Source organism: Caenimonas koreensis DSM 17982, from assembly GCF_009646335.1.
GTDB classification, from domain to species: Bacteria; Pseudomonadota; Gammaproteobacteria; order Burkholderiales; family Burkholderiaceae_C; genus Ramlibacter; species Ramlibacter koreensis.
In genome coordinates, this window is sequence record NZ_WJBU01000019.1 from 23,279 (window position 1) to 47,620 (window position 24,342).

Consider the following 24,342-nt stretch of genomic DNA (forward strand, 5'->3'; position numbering starts at 1 on the left):
CGAAGGAACAGTCGTGGCTGCAGGAAAAGAGATTCGGGGCAAGATCAAATCGGTGGAAAACACCAAGAAGATCACCAAGGCCATGGAAATGGTGGCCGCCTCCAAGATGCGCAAGGCGCAGGAGCGCATGCGCCACGCCCGCCCGTACAGCGACAAGATCCGCAACATCGCGGCCAATCTTGGCAAGGCGAATCCGGAGTACGTGCACCCGTTCATGAAAGTGAACGACGCCAAAGCCACCGGTTTCATCGTCGTCACGACGGACAAGGGTCTGTGTGGCGGCATGAACACCAACGTGTTGCGCGCCGTGACCACCAAGCTGAAAGAGGCGCAAGCTGCCGGCATGACGGCGCAAGCCGTCGCCATCGGCAACAAGGGCCTTGGCTTTCTCAACCGCATCGGTGCGCAAGTCGTGTCGCATGCCACCCAGCTGGGTGACACGCCTCACCTCGACAAGCTCATTGGCCCGGTCAAGGTGTTGCTCGACGCGTACGCTGAAGGCAAGGTCAACGCGGTTTACCTGTCGTACACCCGCTTCATCAACACGATGAAGCAGGAGCCCGTGATCGAGCAGTTGCTGCCGCTCAAGCAGGAAAACATCAAGGCTGACGAAGGCGCGCGTTCGTGGGACTACATCTATGAGCCCGACGCACAAGTCGTGATCGACGATGTCCTGCTGCGCTACGTCGAAGCACTGATCTACCAGGCCGTGGCCGAGAACATGGCGTCCGAGCAGTCGGCGCGCATGGTGGCGATGAAGTCTGCCACCGACAACGCGGGCAACGTCATCGCCGAGCTGAAGCTGGTCTACAACAAGACCCGCCAGGCCGCCATCACCAAAGAGCTTTCCGAAATCGTGGCCGGGGCTGCAGCAGTCTGACCCACGAGTTCAACAGTTAAATTATTGGAGCACCAGAAAATGGCTCAAGCACAAGCAAGTTCCGCAAGCGTCCAGGGCAAGATCGTCCAATGTATCGGCGCCGTCGTTGACGTCGAATTCCCGCGCGACAAGATGCCCAAGGTCTACGACGCGCTGAAGATGGAAGGCACGGCCCTCACGCTGGAAGTGCAGCAGCAGCTCGGCGACGGCATCGTGCGCACCATTGCGCTGGGCTCGTCCGACGGCCTGCGCCGCGGCAACATGGTCTACAACACCAACGCGCCGATCACGGTGCCGGTGGGCAAGGGCACGCTCGGCCGCATCATGGACGTGCTGGGCAACCCGATCGACGAACGCGGCCCGGTTGACTCGACGCTGATGGCATCGATCCACCGCAAGGCTCCTGCCTACGACGAACTCTCGCCCTCGCAGGAACTGCTCGAAACCGGCATCAAGGTGATTGACCTGGTCTGCCCGTTCGCCAAGGGCGGCAAGGTGGGCCTGTTCGGTGGCGCCGGCGTGGGCAAGACCGTGAACATGATGGAGCTGATCAATAACATCGCCAAGGCCCACTCGGGTCTGTCGGTGTTCGCAGGCGTGGGTGAGCGCACTCGCGAAGGCAACGACTTCTATCACGAGATGGCCGATTCGGGCGTCGTGAAGCTCGACAACCTGGCTGAGTCCAAAGTGTCGATGGTGTACGGCCAGATGAACGAGCCCCCGGGCAACCGTCTGCGCGTGGCGTTGACCGGCCTGACGATTGCCGAGTCGTTCCGCGACGAAGGCCGTGACGTGCTGTTCTTCGTGGACAACATCTATCGCTTCACGCTGGCGGGTACCGAAGTGTCCGCCCTGCTGGGTCGTATGCCTTCCGCCGTGGGCTACCAGCCGACGCTGGCCGAAGAAATGGGCCGCCTGCAAGAGCGCATCACGTCGACCAAGGTTGGCTCGATCACGTCGATCCAGGCCGTGTACGTGCCTGCCGATGACTTGACCGACCCGTCGCCCGCAACGACCTTCGCCCACCTTGACTCCACCGTCGTGTTGTCGCGTGACATCGCCGCACTGGGCATCTACCCGGCTGTGGACCCGCTCGACTCGACGAGCCGCCAGCTCGACCCGCTGGTCGTCGGTGAAGACCACTACAACACCGCGCGCGCCGTTCAGAACACGCTGCAGCGCTACAAGGAACTGCGCGACATCATCGCGATTCTGGGCATGGACGAACTCGCGCCGGAAGACAAGCTGGCCGTGGCCCGTGCCCGCAAGATCCAGCGCTTTCTGTCGCAGCCGTTCCACGTTGCCGAAGTGTTCACTGGCTCGCCCGGCAAGTACGTGTCGCTGTCGGAAACGATTCGCGGCTTCAAGATGATCACCGCTGGCGAATGCGACCACCTGCCCGAGCAGGCGTTCTACATGGTCGGCACCATCGACGAAGCGTTCGAAAAGGCCAAGAAGGTTTGAAGAGGTTTTGCGTTGGGCGTGAAGCGTTCAGCGTGAACACCCGCTCAACGCCCAACGCTTAACGAAGACACCGAGGAAATCCATGGTTGATTCCACCCACACCATCCACGTTGACGTGGTCAGCGCCGAGGAGTCGATCTTCTCCGGCGAGGCTCGCTTCGTGGCGTTGCCCGGCGAGACCGGCGAGCTGGGTATTTATCCCCGCCACACGCCGCTGATCACGCGCATCAGGCCCGGCTCGGTGCGCATTGAAAAGGCTGATGGCACCGAAGAGTTCGTTTTCGTCGCTGGCGGCATTCTTGAAGTGCAGCCGACGAGCGTCACCGTACTCTCCGACACCGCCATTCGCGGCAAGGACCTCGACGAAGAAAAGGCCAACAGCGCCAAGGCTGCCGCCGAAGAGGCGCTGCGCAACGCCAAGGGCGAGCTCGATATTGCCAAGGCGCAATCTGAACTCGCCGTCATGGCTGCACAGATCGCAGCACTGCGCAAATACCGCCAGAAGCGATAACGCATAACGATGGGGCGCTGTACCGGCCCCTCACCTGTGGCTGCGTGCCTCGGCCCCGTCCCATGACGGGGCTTTTTCATTTCAGGCGGCCGGTTCCCAGTACGCGTAGGACCAGGCCACCGTGAACCCGCAACGCGCGTACAACTTCTGCGCTGTCTCGTTGTTGCGCTCGACCTGCAGCATCATTCGCTCATAGCCACGCTCCAGTGCGATACCCGCAAGCGTTGCAATGATTCGCGATGCGAGGCCGCGCCCCCGGTACGACTTGGCCGTGCGCATGCCGTGAATGCTCGCCCAGCCGTTCGACAGCGAAAGCACACCGCCCGCCACCACGCGGTTCGCGCCACCAGGCTCATCGTCCCGGACACTGGCGTAGAGCGAATCTTTCGCCCGCCGCAACACCTGTACGCGGCTCGCACCATCGACCGGATCGAAGCCTTCGCCGAGGAAGACGCCGGCCCACTCGTCGTCCGCCGTCGTGCTCACCAGCGCATCACGGCGGCCGGAAATTCGCAGCACATCACGCGTCGCCGCCACCTGCATTTGCGTCGGTTTGCACTCGCGCAAACCGCGCGAATCGAGCACGCGTCGGGCGCTGTCGAATGAATCAATCGACGGGATGCGAAAAATCGCAGGCATGCTGCGCGCAACGTAGCGAGCCGCAATTGCATCGATCGCGACTTCATCTGGAGCATCGTGGGAAATGGGCACAGCGCTCTTGGCTCGACCCACCGTGCTGCTGTCAAATCCGATCAACCAGCCGGGCATCTCTTCGATCTCGGGCGGCGCAACAGCTGCAAGCACAGCGCGTTCGAGCGACTCGATCTCGGTCTGCGTCATCATTGGCTCAGCCCAGGATGGGCTCGTCGGGCAATTCGTTCGGGTTCACATCACGGGACGCCGCCGGGAAGTGCTGCACGAGCAGCGCACTCACTTCCTCCAGCGCCTGCGTCAGCCCGTCTTCATAGCGCGCCTGGCGAAAGGCAGCCGGCATGCGACCAATGATCGCTTCCCACTGCGCATGCGGCACGCGCTCACTCAAGCCGCGGTCGGCCACGATTTCGATCGCGCGCTCGACCAGCAGCAGGTAAATCAATACGCCGTTGTTCTGCGCTGTGTCCCAGACGCGCAGCTTGCCGAACATCATCACGGCGCGCTCGCGCGGCGTCGCATCGCGCAATACATAGCTCGTGGGCAAGCTGCTTTCGACGTAGATGCGAATCTCGCCCGTGTGCCGCCTTTCGCTTGCAGCCACACGCTGGCCGAGCCGCTGCACCAGGTCAGCCGGAATGGCGCTGCGCGTGTTCGACTCATCGCGAAGCCGATGCCGCAACAAGCGCGCGATGCGGGAAGTGAACGTTGCCATCACCAGTCCCCGGAGGCGCCGCCGCCCCCAAAATTGCCGCCGCCGCCCGAGCCGCCCCAACTGCTGCCGCCACCACCGCCGAAGCCGCCACCGCCGCTGCCACCACCGAAGACGATCGGCACACCGCCCAGCCTGCTGCGGCCACGGCCGCCACCCGAGAAGATCGAGATCAGCAGCGCGATGAACGCCACACCGCACGCAATCAAGAGACTCGACGTTACGAACAGCGCAATGGCACCAATGCCAGTTCCGGTCGCAAGCGAGCCGAGCGTGCGGCCGAAAATGCTCTTGAGCACCCCCGCGACCACTGGCACGAGCACAAAACCGAAGATCGCCAGCTCCATCCAGTCGAAGCCACCGCCACCACCGGAAGTACGCGCGCTGGACGACTGCTTGGGTTCAGGCAATTTCTCGCCGTCGATGCGTGCGATCAGCTGGTCCACCCCATCGCGCAGGCCCGCCGCGTAGTCGTCCTTCTTGAAGCTGGGCGTGATCGCCTCGTCGATGATGTTCTTCGCGGCGAGGTCGGGCACGGCGCCCTCCAGCGACTTGGCCACCTCGATGCGAATCTTGCGGTCGTTCTTTGCGACCACGATGAGCACGCCGTCACCAATCGCCTTGCGCCCGATCTTCCATGTGTTCGCAACACGATTCGAATAACTGGTGATGTCTTCCGGCTGCGTGGTCGCAACCATCAACACGGCGATCTGTGTGCCCTTGCGCTTTTCGTAGTCGAGCAGCTTGTCGTCCAGGCCCTTGAGCGCGATGGGGTCGAGCGTGCCCGATGAATCGATGACATGCGATGTCAGCTCAGGAACGGGTTGCACGCCCTGCGCGCCGGCAAAGCCGGCCACCACCAGCAGCGCGATGAAAATCCATCGCGCCACCCGATTGCGGGTCAATCCCGCAAGCAAGGTCATTTACTTCTTCGTGCCGAAGTCCACCGTGGGCGGCGTGGAAATCTGCGCCTCGTTCTGCACGGTGAACGTGGGCTTTGGCTGGTAGCCGAACACCATGCCCGTGAGGTTGCTCGGGAAGCTGCGAGCAAGCACGTTGTACGCCTGCACGGCTTCGATGTAGCGGTTGCGTGCAACGGTGATGCGGTTCTCGGTGCCTTCAAGTTGCACGCGCAAATCGCTGAAGCCCTTGTTTGCCTTCAGGTCGGGGTACTTTTCAACAGTGACCATCAGGCGGCTGAGTGCGCCCGACAGCTCGCCCTGCGCCTGCTGGAACTTCTGGAAAGCTTCCGGGTTGTTCAGCGTCTCCGGCGTGACCTGCATCGACGTTGCCTTCGCGCGTGCCTCGACCACCTTGGTCAGCGTTTCCTGCTCGAAGTTCGCCTCGCCCTTGACGGTGGCGACGATGTTCGGAATCAGGTCAGCGCGGCGCTGGTACTGGTTGAGCACTTCACTCCACGCGGACTTGCTCGCCTCATCGAGGCGCTGGAAGTCGTTGTAGCCGCAGCCAGAAAGCGACACGGCGGCCGCAAGAATCAAGAACCAGCGAATCGGAGACCAGCGCTTCATGTGTCGTTCCTCCTGAGAGGCGAAAAGTGTGAAGGTAGCATAGATGGATGCCAGTCGAGCCCTTTCAAGTCCTCGGTGCCGCGCAACGTGAAGCGCCGCGTTTATCCCAACCCCGCCTGCTGATCGCAGGTGCCACTGGCATCCTCGGTACCGAAGTGCTTCGCCGCGTGTCGGGCCTGCATCGCTTTTCCAGCACACAGGTGCTCGCGCGCGAACCGATGCGTGCCGGCATCCGGGGCACCGATGCGTTGCTGGTCGATGACAAGCAGCCGCTGCCCGAATGGCCCGCACCCGCTGCAGACACAGGCCTCGTCATGTTCGACCCGCCGCGCCTCTTCAATGACCGCGAGCGCGCGCTATGGACGCCTCGCCCCGAGCAGTTCGTCGACGTCGCAACATGGATGCGCCGCGGTGGTGTGACGACGCTGGTGGTCGTGCTGCCGCATGACATCGGCCGGCTGCCCGCAGCACTCAAGCGCGGCCTGGCCACTTTGGATGAGCAATCGGTCTGCGCGCTCGGCTTCTCGCGGCTGGTCATCGTGCGCTCAGCGCGCCAGCCTTTGCGGGCAGCATCGCGCGGCTGGCTGCATGACGTCGCGGCCTGGATGCTGTCGGTCACCAAGTACATGGTGCCCAGCAGCCAGCAACCCGTACGTGCGGCGAAAGTCGCTGAGTTCGTTGCGGCTGTGATGGAGTTCGCGCCGCCCGGCATCCATGTCGCTTCGTCCGAGACGGTATGGCAGGCCGCGCAAACCGATGTACGCGGGGTGGTCCAGCGCTGGCTCGCGCCCTAGAATCACCGCACACACACCCATGCGCAAGAAAAGCAAGCTCCAGGCGGCTAACCTCGAAGGCCATCCCGACGATGTCGAGGCGGCGTTCTACGCGGCGCTGCAAAACGCCGACATCGACAAGCTGATGGCGTGCTGGGCCGACGAAGACGAAATCGTCTGCATTCATCCCGGCGGCCCGCGTGTGGTCGGCGCGATGGCGATTCGCGCAACCTTCGAGGCCATGTTCAGCAACGGCAGCATTCGCGCCTGGCCCGAGAACGCGCGCAAGACACAGGCGCTCGCCAGCGCCGTGCACAACGTGCTCGAACGCGTTGAAGTGCTCGGCCCCGATGGTCCGACGCAAGCGTGGGTCATCGCCACCAACGTGTACCACCGCACGGCGCAGGGTTGGCGCATGGTGGCGCATCACGCCAGCCCCGGCACCACCAGCGAGATCCAGGAAGTGTCCGGCGGCCCGCAAGTGCTGCACTGATGCAGTCGAGGGAGCGAATGCAGTACAGCGCGCCATGGTGGCTACCGGGCGGCAACCTGCAAACCATCTGGCCCGCGCTGTATTCGAAGCGCGTGTTCGGCGAGCCCCCCACCTACCGCCGCGAGCGATGGGTCGCGCCTGACAACGACTTCGTCGATCTCGACTGGCTCGCTCAGCCGCAAGCCGATGCCCATCGCCCGCTGCTCGTACTCTTTCATGGCCTTGAAGGCTCCTCGCGCAGTCACTACGCCGAAGCCTTCGCCGATTTCGCTGCCGAACATGGCATGGACTATGTCGTGCCGCACTTTCGCGGATGCAGCGGCGAGCTCAACGCCGGCCCGCGCGCCTATCACTCGGGCGATCATGAAGAGATCGCGTGGATCCTCGAGCGCTTGCGGCGCGGGCGCACGGGGGCCATGCTGGTGGTGGGCGTCTCACTGGGCGGCAACGCGCTCATGCGCTGGGCCGGCGAAGTCGGCACGCAGGCATCAGCAGTGGCAGACGCCGTGGCCAGCGTCAGCTCGCCACTTGATCTTGCTGCCGGCGGCCAGGCCATCGGCCGCGGATTCAACCGGCTCGTGTACACCACGATGTTCCTGCGCTCGATGAAGCCCAAGGCGCTCGAGAAACTCGCGCAGCACCCAGGCCTGTTCGACGCCGCAAAGCTGCGCGCTGCACGCGACCTGTACGAATTCGACGACGTCTTCACCGCGCCGCTGCACGGCTTTCGAAATGCAGACGACTACTACGCGCGCGCGTCAGCCAAGCCGGTGCTGCGCGACATCCGCATTCCCGCGCTGGTCGTCAACGCGCTGAACGATCCATTCGTGCCCGCTGCAAGCCTGCCGCGCGAGAGTGAAGTTGGCCCACACGTCACGCTGTGGCAGCCGGCCGAGGGCGGTCATGTCGGGTTCCCCGAGGGGCGCTTTCCGGGCCACGTGCGCACGATGCCGACCCTGGTCGGCCGCTGGTTACTGCAGGCGCTGCCGGGCCGGCAAGGCTGACATCGTCGCGCTGGCCGCCGAAGACGCAGGCGCTGCAGCCACTGGTGCAACTGGCGCGACAGGCGCCGAGCCGGGAACGACCCACGGCACTTCCGTAACGGGCCTTTGCTTGCCGACAGGCGTAGTGGCCTTGCCTTGCCGCACAAGCGCCATGTCTTCCTCGCTCGGGTACATGCCGGTCAAGTAGTAGTCCATCGCGCGGCGTGCGATGGGCGCTGCGTTTTGCGCACCGAAGCCCGCGTTCTCGACAATCATCGCGATGGCAATGGTGGGCTTGTCGGCAGGCGCGTAAGCCGTGAACAGCGCGTGATCGCGGTGGCGCTCGTCCACCGTCGCCGCGTTGTACTTCTTGTCCTGCGCGATTCCCACCACCTGTGCGGTGCCCGTCTTGCCGCCGCTGGTGTAGGCTGCGCCGCGATAGGCCGATGCAGACGTGCCTTCGATGTTCACGCCGACCATCGCATTGCGGATCACCGCAATGTTCTCGGGCTTGGCAACGCGTTCGCCCACGGTCTGGCGCACCGCGTTAGTCGGCGCGCGCGTAACGATATCCACGACCTGTTTGACCAGGTGCGGCTTCATCTTGACGCCGTCGTTTGCCAGCGTGGCCGTGGCGGCCGCGAGCTGCAGGATGGTGAAGTTGTTGTAGCCCTGGCCGATGCCCAGCGAGATCGTCTCGCCCGCGTACCACTTCTGCTGCTCGGCCTTGCGATAAGCGTTGCGCTTCCATTTGGTCGAAGGCAGCAGGCCGCGCGCTTCGCCGGAGATGTCGATGCCCGTGATTTCGCCGAAACCGAACTTCATCAATTCATCGTGCATCAGGTCCACGCCCATGTCGTTGGCCAGGATGTAGTAGTACGTGTCGCATGACTGCACGATCGAGCGGTACATGTCGACCGAGCCGTGCCCGCCTTCCTTGTCGTCGCGAAAGCGGTGGCCGCCGAACATGAAAAAGCCCGGATCGGCAATCGACTGCTGCGGCGTGCGCTTGCCCGTCTCGAGCGCGGCCAGCGCCATGAACGGCTTGTAGGTGGAGCCCGGCGGGTACGTGCCACGCAGTGCGCGATTGAGCAGCGGCTTGTCGAGCGACTCGTTCAGCGCCGTCCAGTTCTCGGTGTCGATGCCATCGACGAACAGGTTCGGGTCGAACGTCGGCTTGCTCACGAAGGCCAGGATCTCGCCGTTGCTGGGGTCGATCGCCACCAGCGCGCCGCGCCTGTCGCCGAACATGTCCTCAACCAGCTTTTGCAGCTTGATGTCGATCGACATCATCACCGTATTGCCGGGTGTGGCCGGATGGCTCGCGAGCTTGCGCATCGCGCGCCCGCCAGCGGACGTTTCCACATGCTCGACGCCGGTGACGCCGTGCAGCTGCTCCTCATAGCTCTGCTCGATGCCGAGCTTGCCGATGTATTCGGTGCCGCGGTAGTTGGCCTGCACGTCATCGGGCAGGTCCTCCATCGCTTTTTTCTCGGTCTGGTTCACGCGGCCGATGTAGCCAATGACGTGGCTCGCGAGCTCGCCATACGGGTAGCTGCGAAACAGGCGTGCCTTGATGTCCACGCCGGGAAAGCGCCAGCTCTGCGCTGCGAACCGCGCGACTTCCTCGTCGGTCAGGCGCGTGCGGATGGGCAGCGACTCGAAGTTCTTCGACTCGTCCAGCAGCTTGCGAAAGCGCCGCTTGTCGCGTGCCTGGATCTCGACGACGCCAGACAGCTCCTCGATCGTCTGGTCGAGTGTCGACTTGATGCGCGACGGCATGATCTCGAGCGTGTAGGCGGAGTAGTTGGTCGCCAGCACGATGCCGTTGCGGTCGAGGATGAGGCCGCGGTTGGGCACGACCGGAACAATGGCCGTGCGATTGTTTTCAGCCTGCTCCTGCAAGTCGGCGTGGCGATAGACCTGCAGGTAAACCAGCCGGCTGGCCAGCAGGATGAAGCAGATCGCCACGACGAGCGTCGCCGCCAGCACGCGCAGGCGAAAGCGCGAGAGGTCAGCTTCGACGTTGCGTAGTTCAGTCATGGGCAGGGGTTGGGCGTTGAGCGTTCGGCGTTGAGCGTGAAGAGACCGGCAGAAGGTAGTTTCGATTTTCGCTCAGCGCCCAACGCTTAACGCTCAACCTCTCAAAGTGGCCGGTTCTCGTCAGGGTCGGGCGCGCGGCGCTGGGGCGCCAGCAGCAAGATGCTCACCACGGGCCAGAGCAATGATTCCGCCACGGGCGCGATGAGCAACGCCCAGCCGGGAAAGATGCCGCCCGTGATCATGCGGATCGCCAGCTCGATCGCGTGGGCGGCGATGAACAGCGGAAACACCTGCACGGCTTGCGACGGCACCGTGAACCACAGCAGCCGGCGGTGTATCGTGATCGCGAAGAAACTCAGCGCCGTGTACGACAGCGCGTGCTGGCCGAGCAGGGCCGTCTGGTGCACGTCCATCGCCAGGCCGAAGATGAACGCCGCGCCAATGCCCACGCGCAGCGGCTGGTGCACGCTCCAGAACACGAGCACCACAGCGACCAGGTCGGGCATCCACGGCGCGCGGCCCAGCGGCAGCATGTTGAAGATCAAGGCCAGCAGCATGCTGCCCCAGATGAAAACGGGGTTGGCCGGCAACAGCAGTTGCTGGCCTGGACGCATGATCATTTGCGCACCCCCTTGCGCGGCGGCGCCGGGTCTTCCGGCGCGGGCCGCGGTGGCAGCTGCTCGGTGATCGGCGCGAGCACCATCACATGGCGCGCGCCAGACACCAGCGCCTGCGGCACGCAACGGATATGGGCGAAGCCCGAATCTGCACGGCGTTCGATCTTGTCGACCTTGGCGACGGGCAGGCCCGGCGGGTAGACGCCATCGACGCCACTGGTGGTGAGCAAGTCGCCCGGCTGTACGTCGGCGTTGCCCGCCATGAAGCGCAGTTCGAGCTGGCCGCCGTGCTGCGTCGGGTCGCCGTAGGCCACGCTGCGCGCGCCGGTGCGTGCGTTCAACACGGGGATGGCGTGCTCGCGGTCGATGATGAGCGTCACTTCGCTGGACAGTGGATGGACCCGCGTGATCTGGCCGAGCACGCCTGACTCGTCGATGACCGGAGAGCCCGCCTGAATGCCCTGAGTCAGCCCCTTGTCGATGACGACCTTGCGGGTGTAGGGGTCGGCCGCGTCATACAGCACTTCGGCGGCGACGCCTTTGATGGCCACACGTTCACGCAGGTCGAGCAGTTTTCGCAGGCGCGAGTTTTCGAGTTGCAGCTGCTCGACCAGGTTGGAGCGTTGCGCCTGCAGGGCGAGCTTGACGCGAGCGGCCTCTTCGCTGCGCTGGGCGCTGGTGAGCGAGCTGAAATAGTCAGAAGCCCCGCTCACCGCCTGCATAGGCCGCAGTGCCACCCACTGCACGGGGTACAACGCCACCGCGATACCTGCGCGAAGCGGCTGCGCGATCTTGAAGCGCGAATCAGCGACCATCAGGAACAGGGCGAACGCACTGAAAACCATCAGCTTCGACAGCGCTGATGGACCCTGCTTGAAGAAGGGCGGGGGATTCCGGTCGAGGGTGCCTAATGGCATGGCTTATTTTGCGCCCTCCCCCCGCGTGGCAGGGGATGGAAACGTCACTCGCTCGTGAAGATCGAGCCCAGGCGCTCCATGCGCTCCAGCGCAATGCCGCAGCCTCGCACCACGCACGTGAGCGGGTCTTCGGCGACCAGCACGGGCAGGCCGGTTTCCTCGGCAAGCAGACGGTCGAGGTCACGCAGCAACGCGCCGCCGCCAGTGAGCATCATCCCGCGCTCGGCAATGTCGGCGCCCAGTTCAGGCGGCGTTTGCTCCAGCGCATTCTTCACGGCAGACACGATATTGTTCAACGGGTCGGTGAGTGCTTCGAGGATTTCGTTGGAAGAAATCGTGAACGAGCGCGGCACACCTTCTGACAGGTTGCGGCCCTTGACTTCCATTTCCTTGACTTCGCTGCCCGGGAAGGCCGAGCCGATGTTCTTCTTGATCGCTTCAGCCGTCGGCTCCCCGATCAGCATGCCGTAGTTGCGGCGGATGTAGCTGATGATCGCTTCGTCGAATTTGTCGCCGCCAACGCGCACGCTGCCTTTGTAGACCATGCCGCCGAGCGAGATGACGCCGACTTCCGTCGTGCCGCCGCCGATATCGACGACCATCGAGCCCGAGGCTTCCGACACTGGCAGGCCCGCGCCGATCGCTGCGGCCATCGGCTCTTCAATCAGGTAAACCTCGCTGGCGCCGGCGCCCAGGGCCGACTCGCGAATCGCGCGCCGCTCGACCTGGGTGGAGCCGCAGGGCACGCAGATGATGATCCGCGGCGACGGCTTCAAGATGCCGCGCGGATGAACCATCTTGATGAACTGCTTGAGCATCTGCTCGGTGACGGTGAAGTCGGCGATCACGCCGTCCTTCATCGGGCGGATCGCCTCGATGTTGCCCGGCACCTTGCCGAGCATGGCCTTGGCCTCGCGGCCGACGGCCTGGATCGTTTTCTTGCCCTGGGGGCCGCCTTCATGGCGGATCGCAACGACCGACGGCTCGTCAAGGACGATGCCCTTGTCGCGCACGAAAATCAGGGTGTTGGCGGTGCCCAGGTCGATTGCCAGGTCGGTTGAAAAGTACCGACGGAAAGCTCCGAACATCAGGAAATCCTCTCGCGCGGCGCGGGGCAGGCTGCGAGTGCGGCTGCCGGGGCCGAATGAATCATGTTGTGGTTGGGGAAACTGGTGAAAAACGGATGAAAGTGCCGTGATTTTCCTGCAAATACCGTCGCTTTCGCGGGCGTTGCACTAAAGGCGGGATAATACCCGATTGCCCTCGCTGAACCGGCCCGCCGCGGGTCAAAAATAAGCGTTTACATCTGTTTTCCGAGCGCACTTTCACTCCATGTCCCTTTCTTCAGCAGATATTGCGCGCATCGCCCGTCTTGCCCGGCTGGAACTGCAGCCCGCCGAGAGCGAGCGCCTTGCAGCGCAGCTCAACGGTTTTTTCGACATCGTCGAGCAGATGAAGGCCGTTGATACCACCGGTATCCAGCCCCTGGCCCATCCCGCCGCCGCCGTGCAAGACGTCGTTCTGCGGCTGCGCGACGACATCGCCAATCCGCACATCGACCGCGAAGCCAACCAGCGCAGCGCACCGGCCGTCGAGCGCGGCCTTTTCCTCGTGCCGAAAGTGATCGAGTGATGAGCCCCTTGCACGACATGACTGTGGCGGCGCTGGCTGCTTCACTGCGCGCCAAAGAGGTGTCGGCTGTTGAAGTGGCACGGCACTTCATGACCCGCGCGAGCGACCAGGCGAGCCTGGGTGCCTACCTCGACACGAACGAAGCCGTGACGCTTGCGCAAGCCCAAGCCGCTGATGAGCGCATTGCTGCTGGCGACACCGCGCCACTGCTGGGCGTGCCGATTGCGCACAAGGACATCTTCGTCACGAAAGATTTCGCGAGCACCGCCGGCTCGAAGATGCTCGACAACTACCGTTCGCCCTTCGATGCCACCGTGGTTGAAAGACTTGCACAAGCAGGCTGCGTGACATTGGGCAAACTCAACTGCGATGAATTCGCGATGGGCTCGGCCAACGAGAACTCGGCGTTCAAGCCCGTGCGCAATCCGTGGGACACATCGCGCATTCCCGGCGGCTCGTCAGGTGGCAGCGCTGCTGCGGTTGCGGCGCGCAGTGCGCCCGCCGCCACAGGCACAGACACAGGCGGCTCGATCCGCCAGCCCGCCTCGTTTTGCGGCATCACCGGCATCAAGCCGACCTATGGCCGTGCGTCGCGCTACGGAATGATCGCGTTTGCGTCGAGCCTCGACCAGGCAGGCGTCATGGCGCGCACGTCTGAAGACTGCGCCATGTTGCTGTCGGCCATGTGCGGCCCCGACCCTGATCGCGATTCGACGTCGCTCGACGTGCCCGCACAAGACTTCACCAAAAGTTTGAACGAGTCGATAGAAGGCCTGCGCATCGGCGTGCCGAAAGAATTTTTCGGCGAAGGGCTATCTGCCGATGTTCGCGCAGCGATCGAAGCGGCGTTGAAGCAGTACGAACAACTTGGCGCCAAGCTGGTGGACATCACGCTGCCGCGCACGCAGCTGTCGATTCCGGTTTACTACATCATTGCGCCGGCAGAAGCCTCATCGAATCTTTCGCGGTTCGACGGTGTGAAGTTCGGCCACCGCGCCAAGAACTACAGCGACCTGACGGACATGTACGAGAAGACGCGCGCCGAAGGTTTTGGCGACGAAGTCAAGCGCCGCATCATGATTGGCGCGTACGTGCTGTCGCATGGCTATTACGACGCGTACTACCTGCAAGCGCAAAAAATCCGCCGCATGATCGCCGACGATTTCCAGAATGCGTTCAAGCAATGCGATGTGATTGCCGGCCCCGTCGCGCCGACAGTCGCCTGGAAGCTCGGTGAACACGGCAGCGATCCGCTGGCCGACTACCTGGCTGACATCTTCACGCTGCCAGGCTCGCTCGCGGGCCTGCCCGGCATGAGCATTCCGTGTGGCTTCGGCGAAGCGCAAATGCCGGTGGGCATGCAGCTGCTGGGCAACTACTGCGCGGAAGCAAAGCTGCTGAACACGGCGCACAAGTTCCAGCAAGCCACGGACTTCCACCTTCGCAAGCCGGAGGGCGTGTGACCATGGCAGCCAAATTGATACAGGGCTACGAAGTTGTCATCGGCTTCGAGACGCACGCGCAACTCTCGACCCAGTCAAAAATCTTCAGCCGCGCGCCCACTGCATTCGGCGCTGAGCCGAACACGCAGGCATCGCCTGTCGATCTGGCATTGCCGGGCACGTTGCCGGTGATGAACAAGGGCGCGGTCGAGCGCGCCATCGAGTTTGGCCTGGCCGTGAACTCGCACATTGCCGAGCGCAGCGTGTTCGCGCGCAAGAACTACTTCTATCCGGACTTGCCCAAGGGCTACCAGATCAGCCAGTTCGAGATTCCGGTGGTGCAGGGCGGTGTTGTTGAGTTCTACCTGGGCGAAGAGAAGAAGTCCGTGCGACTCGTTCGTGCGCACCTGGAAGAAGACGCAGGCAAGTCGCTGCATGAAGACTTCGTCGGCCAGTCGGGCATCGACCTGAACCGCGCGGGCACGCCGCTGCTGGAAATCGTCACTGAGCCAGACATGCGCTCGTCCGACGAAGCTGTGGCTTACGCGAAAGAGCTGCACAAGATCGTGACGTGGATCGGCATTTGCGACGGCAACATGCAGGAAGGCAGCTTCCGCTGCGACGCGAACGTCTCCGTGCGCAAGCCGGGCGAGCCACTGGGCACGCGCCGCGAAATCAAGAACCTGAACAGCTTCAAGTTCATGCAGCAGGCGATCGACTTCGAGATCCGCTGGCAGATTGAGCAGATCGAAGACGGCTTCGCGATCCAGCAGGCCACCGTGCTGTTCGACCCCGACACCGGTGAGACGCGTGCCATGCGCACGAAAGAAGACGCCGCCGACTACCGCTACTTCCCCGACCCGGACCTCCCGCCGCTGGCAATAGGTCGTGACTGGGTCGAGCGCGTGCGCGCCGACATGGCCGAGCTGCCACGCGTGATGGCGGCGCGTTTCGTCAAGGACTACGGCCTGCCCGAATACGACGCGACCACGTTGACGCAGAGCAAGGCGATGGCGGCGTACTTCGAAGCCGCGGCCACCGCCTCGGGCCAGCCCAAGCTGGCCAGCAACTGGGTGATGGGCGAGATTTCGCGCCGCCTGAATGCAGGCGACGTGACGATTGACCAGTTGCCCATCAACGCGACAACACTCGCCGCTTTGATCAAGCGGATCGCAGACGGCACCATCTCCAACAATGCAGCGCGGCAGGTTTTCGACGCGCTGTGGAGCGGCGAAGGACCGGACGTTGACGCGCTGATCGAGGCCAAGGGCCTCAAGCAGATGAACGACACCGGCGCGCTGGAGCAGATCATCGATGACGCGATTGCAGCGAACGCCGACAACGTCGCGCAGTTCCGCGCGGGCAAAGAGAAGGCGTTCAACGCCCTCGTCGGCCAGGTGATGAAGGCGAGCAAAGGCAAGGCGAACCCGGCGCAGGTGAACGACCTGCTGCGCAAGAAGTTGTCGTGACCGCAGCCTCAGGCACAAGCCTGTAGGCGAAGCGCCTAGCGCCTTTGCGTCACCGGCCCGGAGGCGGCAGCCGTGGTGGCAGTCGCAGCCGACGCTGCACCACCAGACGTGGGCGCTGCCAGCTGCGACCACAGCGCCTTGAGCTTGACCAGCTCATCGTCGAAGCGCGCATTCACCCGTTTCTTCTCGGCTTCCTGGTTGGCAACGAACCGGCGCTGGCCTTCGGCCTGCTGGGTGTTTTCCTCGATCTGGCGCTTGAGCTTGGGCGGAATCCTCGATGGATCGCCTTTGTAGAACTCCAGCTCCTGGTCGATGGCCTTGCGCTGCGTTGCGAGATCGCTGTTGTGGCGGTTGGCGGCATTGATCACGTCATCGAGCTGCGCCAATGCCTGTGCGCGCTCCTTGTCATGCGAGGCCTTGTCGGGGTAGCGGGCCAGCAGCACGCGTTCACGCCTGCGCTCCTCGGCTTGGCGGTTGCGCTCTTCCTGCGCCTTGGCCGCTTTCGCTTCTTCCTGTGCGCGCTCCTGTGCGGTGAGCGACGGGCCAATCTTGCGCACGACGAGGCCGCCCGAGCTCATCTCGGCCTGCTCGCGGTCAATGCATTCGGGAATGGGGCGGTCGGCAGTGATGCGGCGGCCCTTGCCGTCCACACAGGTGTAGATGCCCTGCTGCGCCCAAGCTGGCGCTGCCATGCCAAGGCACAGCGTCATACCAACTACACGCAGGCACGCCAGATACTGCAAGTTATCTTCCTCAATCGACGCCGTAACGCCGCCGGTACGCCAGCACCTCCTCATGCCGGCCCTGCACCGCTGTATCGCCGTGTTGCTCAAGATACTGGAGCAAATCCGCGAGACGCGCAATCGCGCAAACCTGCAAGCCGAGCTGGTCGCGCACCTGCTGCACAGCGCTGTAAGCAACATCCACGCCGTTCTCGGTTGCCTTCTCCTGGCGGTCCAGCGCAATCGCGATGGCATGGGGTGTGGCGCCTGCGGCCTTGATGATGCCAATGGATTCGCGCACGGCTGTGCCAGCAGAAATCACGTCATCAACGATCAGCACGCGACCCTTGACGGGCGCGCCCACCAGCGTGCCGCCCTCGCCGTGGTCTTTGGCTTCCTTGCGGTTGTAGGCAAACGGCACGTTGCGCCCGAGCCGCGCGAGCTCGATGGCGACGGCAGCACCCAGCGGAATGCCCTTGTAGGCCGGCCCAAACAGCATGTCGAACTCGATGCCCGAATCCATGATGCGGCGTGCATAGAATTGCGCGAGCCGCCCGAGCTTGATGCCGTCGTCGAACAGGCCAGCATTGAAGAAGTAAGGTGAGAGGCGGCCGGCCTTCGTTTTGAACTCGCCGAAGCGCAGCACGCCTGCGCCGATGGCGAACTCCACGAATTCCTGCGCGAGCGCATCGTCGGCGGCCGTGTCGATGATCGTCATGCGGATCCCTTATGTGTAGGGAGATTGTATTGGCGGGCAATGAGGCGTTAAGCCTGGTGGCGCAAGCCCGGGAACTGCGGCGCGCGGGCCGCGCAGCCGAGGCGATCGAGCGCTTTGACCGCGCCATCGCGCTCGATCCCGCGCTGGTGCCCGCACACATCAACCGGGCCAATGCCCTGCGTGAGCTGGGCCAGCCTGAAGCTGCCATTGCAGGTTACGACGCGGCGCTGTCGCTGGCACCTGACTCCGCCATCACCTGGCAAAACCGTGGTGTTGTGCTGGACCAGCTGGGCCGGCACGAAGAGGCCGTTGAATCGCTGGAGCGCGCCTTGCAGGCCGACAAAGCGCTGGTAGACGCGCACTGGAACCTCGCCCTGGCGCTGCTGCGCCTGGGCGACTTCGAGCGCGGCTGGCGCGAATTTGAGTGGCGCTGGCACAAGCCGGACATCGCGATGGCGGCACGCCACTTCAGCCAGCCACGATGGACGGCGGACCAGCCGCTTGCCGGTCGGACGATCCTCGTTTGCGCCGAGCAGGGTCTGGGCGACACACTGCAGTTCTGCCGCTATTTGCCATGGCTCGCCGCACAAGGCGCGCGCACCAAGCTGCTGGTGCAGCCCGAGCTGGTTGCGTTGCTCAGCGGGCAATTGGGGCTGGATGAAGTCGCGACAACAGGCTCGCACATGCCCAAGTTCGATACACAGTGCTCGCTCATGAGCCTGCCGTACTTGGCCGGCACCCGGCTGGACACGATTCCCACGCCGGGCCGCTACCTCCACGCGCCCGCTGCCCAGGTAACTGCATGGCGTGAGCGGTTAGGCGAGCGGCCGGGCGAGCAGCGACGCCCGCGCATCGGCCTCGTCTGGAGCGGCAGACCCGACCATGGCAACGATTCCAACCGCAGCCTCGCCCTGCAGCAGCTTCTTGATGCATTGCCAGCAGGCCCGCAGTACGTGAGCCTGCAGAACGCAGTGCGGCCCGCAGATGCGCAGGCCTTGCGCGCGCGCAGCGATGTGACTGACTTTGCACCGCTGCTGACCAACATGGCCGAAACGGCTGCGCTGTGCGAATGCATGGACCTTGTGATCAGCGTCGACACCAGCGTTGCCCATCTGGCGGGCGCGCTCGGCAAGCCCGTGTGGCTGCTGCTGCCCTTCAGTGCCGACTGGCGCTGGCTGCACCAGCGCGACACCTCGCCGTGGTACGAACACATGACGCTGTTGCGCCAACCCGTTGCCCGCGACTGGGCTGCTGTGCTTGGTAAGCTCGCGCAACGACTTTCAACCAGCTATCCATGTTCAAACTTACCAGCCTCAACCTGAACGGCATTCGCTCCGCTGCGAGCAAAGGCGTCGAAGCATGGATCGCCAAGACCAAGCCCGATTGCATCTGCATGCAGGAAGTCAAGGCGCAAGCCGAAGACGTGGAGGGCCGCTTCGAGGAAATGGCGGGCTTGAAAGGGCACTTTCACTTCGCGCAGAAAAAGGGCTATTCCGGCGTGGCCGTGTATACCAAGCACGAGCCCACCGATGTGGTCGTGGGCTACGGCTCGGAAGAATTCGATGCTGAAGGCCGCTACGTCGAGTTGCGCTTTGATACGCCCAAACGCAAATTTTCAGTGATCAGTTGTTACTTTCCGAGCGGCTCATCGGGCGAAGAGCGGCAGCAGGCCAAGTTCCGCTTCCTCGACGAGTTCGACCCGCATCTTGTGAAGCTCAAGAAAAAGCGCGACTTCATCCTGTGCGGCGACGTGAACATTGCGCACCAGGAAGCTGACCTGAAGAACTTCCGCAGCAACAAGAAAAACAGCGGCTTCTTGCCGGAAGAGCGCGCGTGGATGACGAAGCTGCTGACTGAGACCGGTCTGGTCGATGTTTACCGGCGCCTGAAGCCCGAGGCGACCGAGGAGTGCTACACATGGTGGAGCAACCGCGGCCAGGCATACCTGAACAACGTGGGCTGGCGGCTCGACTACCACCTGGCGACACCCGCCATGGCGCAGCTCGCGCGCAAGGAAGCGATCTACAAGAAAGAGAAGTTCTCGGACCACGCGCCGATCACGGTGGACTACGAGTTCAAGCTGTGATCCGTCTGTGTTGCGGCCTTCATGCCGGTGCCGCAGGCCCATCGAGAGTCTTGAGGACATTGGCCCGGCTCTTGTAGGCCTCAGCGAGGAACGGATCACTGACGCCATAGATTCCATGGCCGTCGCGAGCCAGGATGTTTGAATCCAGCAGCAGCGTGGCGACCTTTTGAATTTCTTCTGCGCCAACGGTGCGGCCGATCTCGACGCCATATTCATCGAGTGTTGCAGCGGAGAACAGCTTCTTGACGCCCTGGCCACCTTGCTTGCACACATAGCCAAAGACGGCCTGGGCCAACGGACCGAGTTCATCCAATCGAGCCAGGTCAACGGCTGCCGCTGATTGCCGCACGCCCTCGGTGATGGCGCGCAAGTCCTGGTCCGCGTCGGCGAAGCTCGGCGACTGCGCCAGCGCGAAGAGCGCCTTCATGAGTTCTTCGGGCCTGCGGCCCAGCCGCACGAAACACTCGAATGCGACTTCCCGTGTGGGCATCCTCGCTCCGAGCTCGGCTTGCTTCAGCAGCCAATCAACAAAGTCGATCTCCAGTACCGGGAAGTCCTCAGACATCGCCCCGTTGAAAGCCTGCGTGCCTTTGATGGTCAGTTCGCGGACCCGGGCCCGGTGCGAGCCTGTGCCAAGGAACAGAAAGTGCCCGGGCGTGCCGGGGGTCAGGTTGATTTCATCGCGGGCCGCTTTGAGGGCCAGCAGCATGTTGTCGCCGTCCTCGGAGCCCATGGCGTGTTGCACTTCGTCGATGATGACCACCACGTCGGTCTTGGTCAGACGGACCAGTTCGCCGAAGGCGCCTGCGAGCGTGCTGCCTTCGTTCTTGCCGAGCTCGACCAGGCTGAAGCCGAACTTGAAGCCGGCCGCGCCCAGGTCCAGGCCCTTCAGACGCTTCAAAATACCGACCGCCTTGGAGTCCGCACGCTCCAGGTCCGCCAGCGTCCTGCGCACCGCCGCCAGCAGCAGGTCGCTCGGCTTGGCGGCCGTGTTGCTCCAGAGATCGACATACACGACGATGGCCCCCTCTGCCTCCAGCGCAGGGATCAGGTCGCCGCGAAGAAATGTCGTCTTGCCGATCCGGCGCAGACCGCCCAGGAAGAGGCCGGAGCGGACCTTGGTCATCAGGCCCTTGGGCCGCAGCAGCTGCTCGGCCATGTCCGAGGCGAGTTTTGGTCGGTGAAAGGTCATTTTTACATTTTTATTGAATTCAGATAATTATCTCAATTTCATAATTTTCTGTAAATCGCTGCGTACGACAACTAAAGGTGACGCACGGACGGGCCGGCCGGGTCTGCACATGAGCGGCCGTAGCGTGGGCACTGTCAGAATCACCCACATGTCCCGGCGCCTCCTGATCTCCATTTCGGTCCTTGCTGCCGTGCTCGTGGCCGCGTTCGCTGTCTGGTGGATGACGCGCGCACCTTCCGCGCCAGCAGTCGCAGCGCGTATGGCGCCGCTGGTTCGCACACTGCAGTTTTCTGCCCGCGTGGCGACTGCATCGCGTGTGGACGTGGGCAGCACACTCACCGGCCGCGTGGTGCAAGTGCCGGTGGCCGAAGGCGCACAAGTCAAGGCGGGTGATGTGCTCGTGCGGCTGGAGAACGCCGAGTTGCGCGCTGCCGTCGCGCAAACCCAGGCCACGGAGCAGCAGGCGCTCGCCCGCCTCGCAGGCTTGCGCAGTACAGGCCGCGGCGCTGCGCAGGCCGGTGTGTCGCAGGCTGAATCAGTGCTGGTGGCCGCGCAGGCAGACCTTAAACGCACGCTCGATCTGGTGGCGCAGGGTTTTGTGAGCCAGGCACGTGTGGACGAGGCGCGCCGCGTGGTTGAGGTCGCGCAAGCCCAACGCGATGCCGCGCGCGCGCAAAACGCGGCGCTTGCTGAGCCGGGCAGCGAAGTTGCGCAGGCACAGGCGCAGGTAGCGCTGGCAGTTGCCGCACGCGCAGCCGCACAGGCCCGCCTGGGCGAGGCCGTGCTCACAGCCCCGGCGGATGCGCGCGTCCTCGCACGCTTGGTCGAGCCCGGCCAGATCGTGCAGCCCGGACGTGCGCTGCTCACCCTGGCGCTGGCCGGCCCGCTGCAACTCGTCGCGCAAGTGGATGAGCGCTACCTGGGACAGCTGCAGCCCGGCCAGCTCGCGGGCGTGCTGGCTGATGCGTATCCCACACAGCGCTTCACGGCCCGTGTGCTGACCATCGCGCCGCTCGTCGATGCGCAGCGCGGCTCGATCGAAGTCAAGTTCGCCCTGCCACAGCCCGTGCCCGCCTTCCTGCGCGAGGACATGACGCTGTCGGTGGAAGTGGAGACGGCGCGCCGCGACCAGGCACTGGTGTTGCCTGCCAGTGCGCTGCGTAGCGAAGATTCGACAGGCGCCGTCGTCTGGCTCGCACTCGAAGGCCGCGTCGAGGCGCGCAAGGTGCGCGTGGGCCTGCGCACACTCGACGCCGTCGAGATTCTTGAGGGCCTGAGTGCAGGCGATCTCGTGCTCGTTGGTGCGGCGCCATCGCCCGGCGCCCGCGTGCGTGCCGATAGCTCAGCCACGCCGTCAACAGGCACAGCCAAGGGCACGAAAGACGATGCCGGCGCTGCGATGACCAACGCGATGGGCCGCTGAGGCAGCCGCATGCTCGGCTTCGAGACCCGTGTTGCGACGCGCTTCCTGCGCGAAGGCCGCATGCAAACGGTGCTGATCATCGTCGGCGTCGCAGCGGGCGTGGCCGTGGTCACCTACATCTCGGCGTTGATCGCCGGCCTGCAGCGCAACACCATCGAGAAGACGCTGGGCTCGCAGGCGCACGTCACGATCAGCTCGCGTGACGAACTGGTGCTGCCGGCACGCGAGGCGGCGAGCGCCGGCGCAAGCGAGCTGGTGCAGACGCAACCACGCGCGCAGCGCCTGCGCTCCATCGGCAACTGGCAGCCGCTCGTCCCGTTGCTCGAAGCGATGCCGCAGGTCACCGCAGTCTCGCCAATGGTGTCGGCGGCGGGCCTCGCAGAACGCGGCCAGGCGATCAAGGCCGTTGCGCTCGTGGGCGTGGAGCTTGAGCGATACGACCGCATCGTGGGGCTGCGCGACAAGATCGTCGATGGCACTGCGCGGCTCGGGCCGGGCGAGGCCATCATCGGCCGCGAGCTGGCGCAAGACCTGGGCGTGCGCATCGGCGACCGCATCGGCGTGGTGACGGGCGGCGTCTCCGATTCGCTACGCGTCACGGCGCTGGTGGACCTCGGCGTGCGCGAGTTGAACCGGCGCACCGTGCTAGTTCCGCTACGCACGGCGCAAAGCCTGGCGGGGCTGCCCGGCGGAGTGACGAGCCTTGACATCACGCTGGCCGACATCTGGCAGGCGCAAGTGGTGGCCGACGAACTGTCCGCACGCTGGCCCTACAAGGCCGAGAGCTGGCAGCAAGCCAACGCGCAACTCGTGTCGGCATTGAATGCGCAGTCCGTGAGCACGGCGGTGATTCGCGGCGTGGTCATGATCGTCGTGGTGCTGGGCGTCGCGAGTGTGCTGGTCGTGTCGGTCGTGCAAAAGCAGCGCGAGATCGGCATCCTGCGGGCCATGGGCGCGACGCGGGGCCAGGTGCTGCGCATCTTCCTGCTGCAAGGCGGCATCGTCGGTGCGCTGGGCTCAGTGCTGGGGGTGCTGCTGGCAGTGCTGCTCATCCGCGCGTTCACCACATTCGTGCTCGGCTCCGACGGCAAGCCGCTTTTCAACATCACGCTCGCGCCCGTGCTGGCGCTGCAAGTTGCCGTGATCGCAACGGTATGCGGCGTGCTCGCAGCGGTGGCGCCTGCGCGCCGCGCCGCAAGGCTCGACCCTGCGCAGGCCATCCGCCTATGAGCACGACTGACGTGAAAGCCCCAGCCAGCGAACTGCTTGTGCTCGACGGCATTCGCAAGAGCTACAACATCGGCTTGCCCAATGAGGCCGAGGTGCTGCATGGCTTGTCGCTGCGCGTGGATCGCGGTGAGTTCGTGGCGCTGATCGGGCCATCAGGCTCGGGCAAGAGCACGCTGCTGAACATCGTGGGCCTGCTCGAGCGAATGACGGCGGGCAGCTATCGCATCGAAGGCGAAGAGATGCAGGGCCTGGACGACGCGGCGCTCACGCGGCGCAGGCGCACCTCGATCGGCTTTGTCTTCCAGTTTCACCATTTGCTGCCGGCCTTCAGCGCACTCGAAAACGTGACGCTGCCAGCCCTCATGCGCGAAGGCCGCGTGACGCCAGCGCAGCTGGAACGGGCAAAGGCCGTACTCGCGGCCGTCGGCCTGGGCAACGCGATGGGCAAGCGCCCCGGCGAGTTGTCGGGCGGCATGCAGCAACGCGTTGCCATTGCGCGCGCACTCGTGCTGGAGCCGCCACTCGTGCTCGCCGATGAACCCACGGGCAATCTCGACACGGCCGCTGCCAACGAAGTGTTCGCGCTGATGCGGCGCATGCATGCCGAGCTCGGCATTTCGTTTTTGGTGGTCACACACGACCCACGCCTGGCCGCGCGCTGCGACCGTGTGCTCGAACTCGTTGACGGAAAGCTCGTGCGCGATGGCCCACCGAAACCCTGACCTGTGCCTCCCTCCCCCTTTCGGGGGAGGGCCGGGGTGGGGGCACGCGGCGGTAGCGCCACAGCCTGCACCGTTCCTGCCCACTGCTGCAACGCTTGCACCCCACAGGCGCATCGCTCGCGCCCTAGCGCCG

25 protein-coding genes are annotated in these 24,342 nt (G+C 64.2%); 14 read left to right on the forward strand and 11 right to left on the reverse strand.

Going from position 1 to position 24,342, the window contains the following annotated elements; genetic code table 11:
• Window positions 1–13: 13 nt before the first annotated feature.
• The 3 genes from atpG (at window position 14) to GHT07_RS17420 (ending at window position 2,855) form a co-directional block, all read left to right on the forward strand.
• Window positions 14–880: a F0F1 ATP synthase subunit gamma gene (atpG, locus tag GHT07_RS17410; protein WP_323740985.1), complete on the forward strand. Its 867-nt coding sequence runs from the start codon at window positions 14–16 to the stop codon at window positions 878–880.
• 39 nt (window positions 881–919) lie between these two features.
• Entirely contained in the window at window positions 920–2,344 is a 1,425-nt protein-coding gene (atpD, locus tag GHT07_RS17415) for a F0F1 ATP synthase subunit beta (RefSeq protein ID WP_153586374.1), read from the forward strand.
• Between the two features lie 82 nt (window positions 2,345–2,426).
• The gene (locus GHT07_RS17420) at window positions 2,427–2,855 is read left to right on the forward strand and encodes a F0F1 ATP synthase subunit epsilon (protein WP_153586375.1); all 429 of its coding nucleotides are present in this window, start codon (window positions 2,427–2,429) and stop codon (window positions 2,853–2,855) included.
• 81 nt (window positions 2,856–2,936) lie between these two features.
• Here the strand turns inward: GHT07_RS17420 and GHT07_RS17425 are convergent, their stop codons facing one another.
• From GHT07_RS17425 to GHT07_RS17440, 4 genes are read right to left on the reverse strand one after another with little or no spacing between them, the layout of a single operon-like run.
• Window positions 2,937–3,698, reverse strand: coding sequence for a GNAT family N-acetyltransferase (locus GHT07_RS17425; protein ID WP_228488409.1), 762 nt, complete (start codon window positions 3,696–3,698; stop codon window positions 2,937–2,939).
• A gap of 4 nt (window positions 3,699–3,702) precedes the next feature.
• Window positions 3,703–4,221, reverse strand: coding sequence for a TPM domain-containing protein (locus GHT07_RS17430; protein ID WP_153586376.1), 519 nt, complete (start codon window positions 4,219–4,221; stop codon window positions 3,703–3,705).
• Complete coding sequence (locus GHT07_RS17435) at window positions 4,221–5,141, reverse strand: TPM domain-containing protein (protein WP_153586377.1); 921 nt, start codon at window positions 5,139–5,141, stop codon at window positions 4,221–4,223. The genes GHT07_RS17430 and GHT07_RS17435 overlap by 1 nt, the downstream gene beginning before the upstream one ends.
• Window positions 5,142–5,747, reverse strand: coding sequence for a LemA family protein (locus tag GHT07_RS17440; RefSeq protein ID WP_153586378.1), 606 nt, complete (start codon window positions 5,745–5,747; stop codon window positions 5,142–5,144).
• Between the two features lie 47 nt (window positions 5,748–5,794).
• Here GHT07_RS17440 and GHT07_RS17445 point away from each other — a divergent pair, with 47 nt between their 5' ends.
• Genes GHT07_RS17445 through GHT07_RS17455 form a run of 3 tightly spaced genes read left to right on the forward strand, consistent with a single transcriptional unit; the run spans window position 5,795 to window position 8,017 of the window.
• Window positions 5,795–6,541, forward strand: a complete 747-nt coding sequence (locus tag GHT07_RS17445) for a hypothetical protein (RefSeq protein WP_153586379.1) — start codon at window positions 5,795–5,797, stop codon at window positions 6,539–6,541.
• Between the two features lie 19 nt (window positions 6,542–6,560).
• Complete coding sequence (locus tag GHT07_RS17450) at window positions 6,561–7,013, forward strand: YybH family protein (RefSeq protein ID WP_153586380.1); 453 nt, start codon at window positions 6,561–6,563, stop codon at window positions 7,011–7,013.
• Between the two features lie 17 nt (window positions 7,014–7,030).
• The gene (locus tag GHT07_RS17455; protein WP_153586381.1) at window positions 7,031–8,017 is read left to right on the forward strand and encodes a YheT family hydrolase; all 987 of its coding nucleotides are present in this window, start codon (window positions 7,031–7,033) and stop codon (window positions 8,015–8,017) included.
• Here GHT07_RS17455 and mrdA read toward each other — a convergent pair.
• The 4 genes from mrdA to GHT07_RS17475 all read right to left on the reverse strand — a co-directional run bounded on the left by mrdA (window position 7,985) and on the right by GHT07_RS17475 (window position 12,661).
• Window positions 7,985–10,039, reverse strand: a complete 2,055-nt coding sequence (gene mrdA / locus GHT07_RS17460) for a penicillin-binding protein 2 (protein ID WP_153586382.1) — start codon at window positions 10,037–10,039, stop codon at window positions 7,985–7,987. The genes GHT07_RS17455 and mrdA overlap by 33 nt on opposite strands.
• 101 nt (window positions 10,040–10,140) lie before the next feature.
• Window positions 10,141–10,659 carry a rod shape-determining protein MreD gene (gene mreD / locus GHT07_RS17465; RefSeq protein ID WP_153586383.1) on the reverse strand — a complete coding sequence of 173 codons (519 nt, stop codon included), beginning with the start codon at window positions 10,657–10,659 and terminating at the stop codon, window positions 10,141–10,143.
• Window positions 10,656–11,573, reverse strand: a complete 918-nt coding sequence (mreC, locus tag GHT07_RS17470) for a rod shape-determining protein MreC (RefSeq protein WP_153586384.1) — start codon at window positions 11,571–11,573, stop codon at window positions 10,656–10,658. The genes mreD and mreC overlap by 4 nt, the downstream gene beginning before the upstream one ends.
• 44 nt (window positions 11,574–11,617) lie before the next feature.
• Window positions 11,618–12,661: a rod shape-determining protein gene (locus tag GHT07_RS17475; protein ID WP_048440943.1), complete on the reverse strand. Its 1,044-nt coding sequence runs from the start codon at window positions 12,659–12,661 to the stop codon at window positions 11,618–11,620.
• Window positions 12,662–12,905: 244 nt separating this feature from the next.
• Here GHT07_RS17475 and gatC point away from each other — a divergent pair, with 244 nt between their 5' ends.
• Genes gatC through gatB form a run of 3 tightly spaced genes read left to right on the forward strand, consistent with a single transcriptional unit; the run spans window position 12,906 to window position 16,116 of the window.
• Complete coding sequence (gene gatC / locus GHT07_RS17480) at window positions 12,906–13,205, forward strand: Asp-tRNA(Asn)/Glu-tRNA(Gln) amidotransferase subunit GatC (protein WP_153586385.1); 300 nt, start codon at window positions 12,906–12,908, stop codon at window positions 13,203–13,205.
• On the forward strand, window positions 13,205–14,668 hold the full coding sequence (gatA, locus tag GHT07_RS17485) for an Asp-tRNA(Asn)/Glu-tRNA(Gln) amidotransferase subunit GatA (protein WP_153586386.1): 1,464 nt from the start codon (window positions 13,205–13,207) through the stop codon (window positions 14,666–14,668). The genes gatC and gatA overlap by 1 nt, the downstream gene beginning before the upstream one ends.
• Before the next feature lie 2 nt (window positions 14,669–14,670).
• Window positions 14,671–16,116, forward strand: a complete 1,446-nt coding sequence (gene gatB / locus GHT07_RS17490; RefSeq protein WP_153586387.1) for an Asp-tRNA(Asn)/Glu-tRNA(Gln) amidotransferase subunit GatB — start codon at window positions 14,671–14,673, stop codon at window positions 16,114–16,116.
• Between the two features lie 35 nt (window positions 16,117–16,151).
• On the opposite strand, the gene GHT07_RS17495 is transcribed toward gatB, so the two are convergent.
• Both GHT07_RS17495 and pyrE read right to left on the reverse strand, forming a co-directional pair.
• Entirely contained in the window at window positions 16,152–16,808 is a 657-nt protein-coding gene (locus GHT07_RS17495) for a DUF4124 domain-containing protein (RefSeq protein ID WP_153586388.1), read from the reverse strand.
• A gap of 61 nt (window positions 16,809–16,869) precedes the next feature.
• Entirely contained in the window at window positions 16,870–17,556 is a 687-nt protein-coding gene (gene pyrE / locus GHT07_RS17500; RefSeq protein WP_153586389.1) for an orotate phosphoribosyltransferase, read from the reverse strand.
• Window positions 17,557–17,612: 56 nt separating this feature from the next.
• Here pyrE and GHT07_RS17505 point away from each other — a divergent pair, with 56 nt between their 5' ends.
• The gene (locus GHT07_RS17505) at window positions 17,613–18,878 is read left to right on the forward strand and encodes a tetratricopeptide repeat protein (protein WP_194792981.1); all 1,266 of its coding nucleotides are present in this window, start codon (window positions 17,613–17,615) and stop codon (window positions 18,876–18,878) included.
• Complete coding sequence (locus GHT07_RS17510) at window positions 18,851–19,642, forward strand: exodeoxyribonuclease III (RefSeq protein ID WP_153586391.1); 792 nt, start codon at window positions 18,851–18,853, stop codon at window positions 19,640–19,642. Before GHT07_RS17505 ends, GHT07_RS17510 begins: the two co-directional genes overlap by 28 nt.
• A gap of 19 nt (window positions 19,643–19,661) precedes the next feature.
• Here GHT07_RS17510 and GHT07_RS17515 read toward each other — a convergent pair whose 3' ends face one another.
• Entirely contained in the window at window positions 19,662–20,834 is a 1,173-nt protein-coding gene (locus tag GHT07_RS17515; RefSeq protein WP_228488410.1) for an ATP-binding protein, read from the reverse strand.
• 148 nt (window positions 20,835–20,982) lie between these two features.
• On the opposite strand from GHT07_RS17515, the gene GHT07_RS17520 reads away from it, so the two are divergent.
• The 3 genes from GHT07_RS17520 to GHT07_RS17530 are packed head-to-tail and all read left to right on the forward strand — an operon-like array spanning window position 20,983 to window position 24,209.
• Complete coding sequence (locus tag GHT07_RS17520; protein ID WP_153586392.1) at window positions 20,983–22,257, forward strand: efflux RND transporter periplasmic adaptor subunit; 1,275 nt, start codon at window positions 20,983–20,985, stop codon at window positions 22,255–22,257.
• 9 nt (window positions 22,258–22,266) lie between these two features.
• Complete coding sequence (locus tag GHT07_RS17525; protein ID WP_153586393.1) at window positions 22,267–23,487, forward strand: ABC transporter permease; 1,221 nt, start codon at window positions 22,267–22,269, stop codon at window positions 23,485–23,487.
• Window positions 23,484–24,209, forward strand: coding sequence for an ABC transporter ATP-binding protein (locus tag GHT07_RS17530; RefSeq protein WP_153586394.1), 726 nt, complete (start codon window positions 23,484–23,486; stop codon window positions 24,207–24,209). Before GHT07_RS17525 ends, GHT07_RS17530 begins: the two co-directional genes overlap by 4 nt.
• Window positions 24,210–24,342 lie beyond the last annotated feature (133 nt).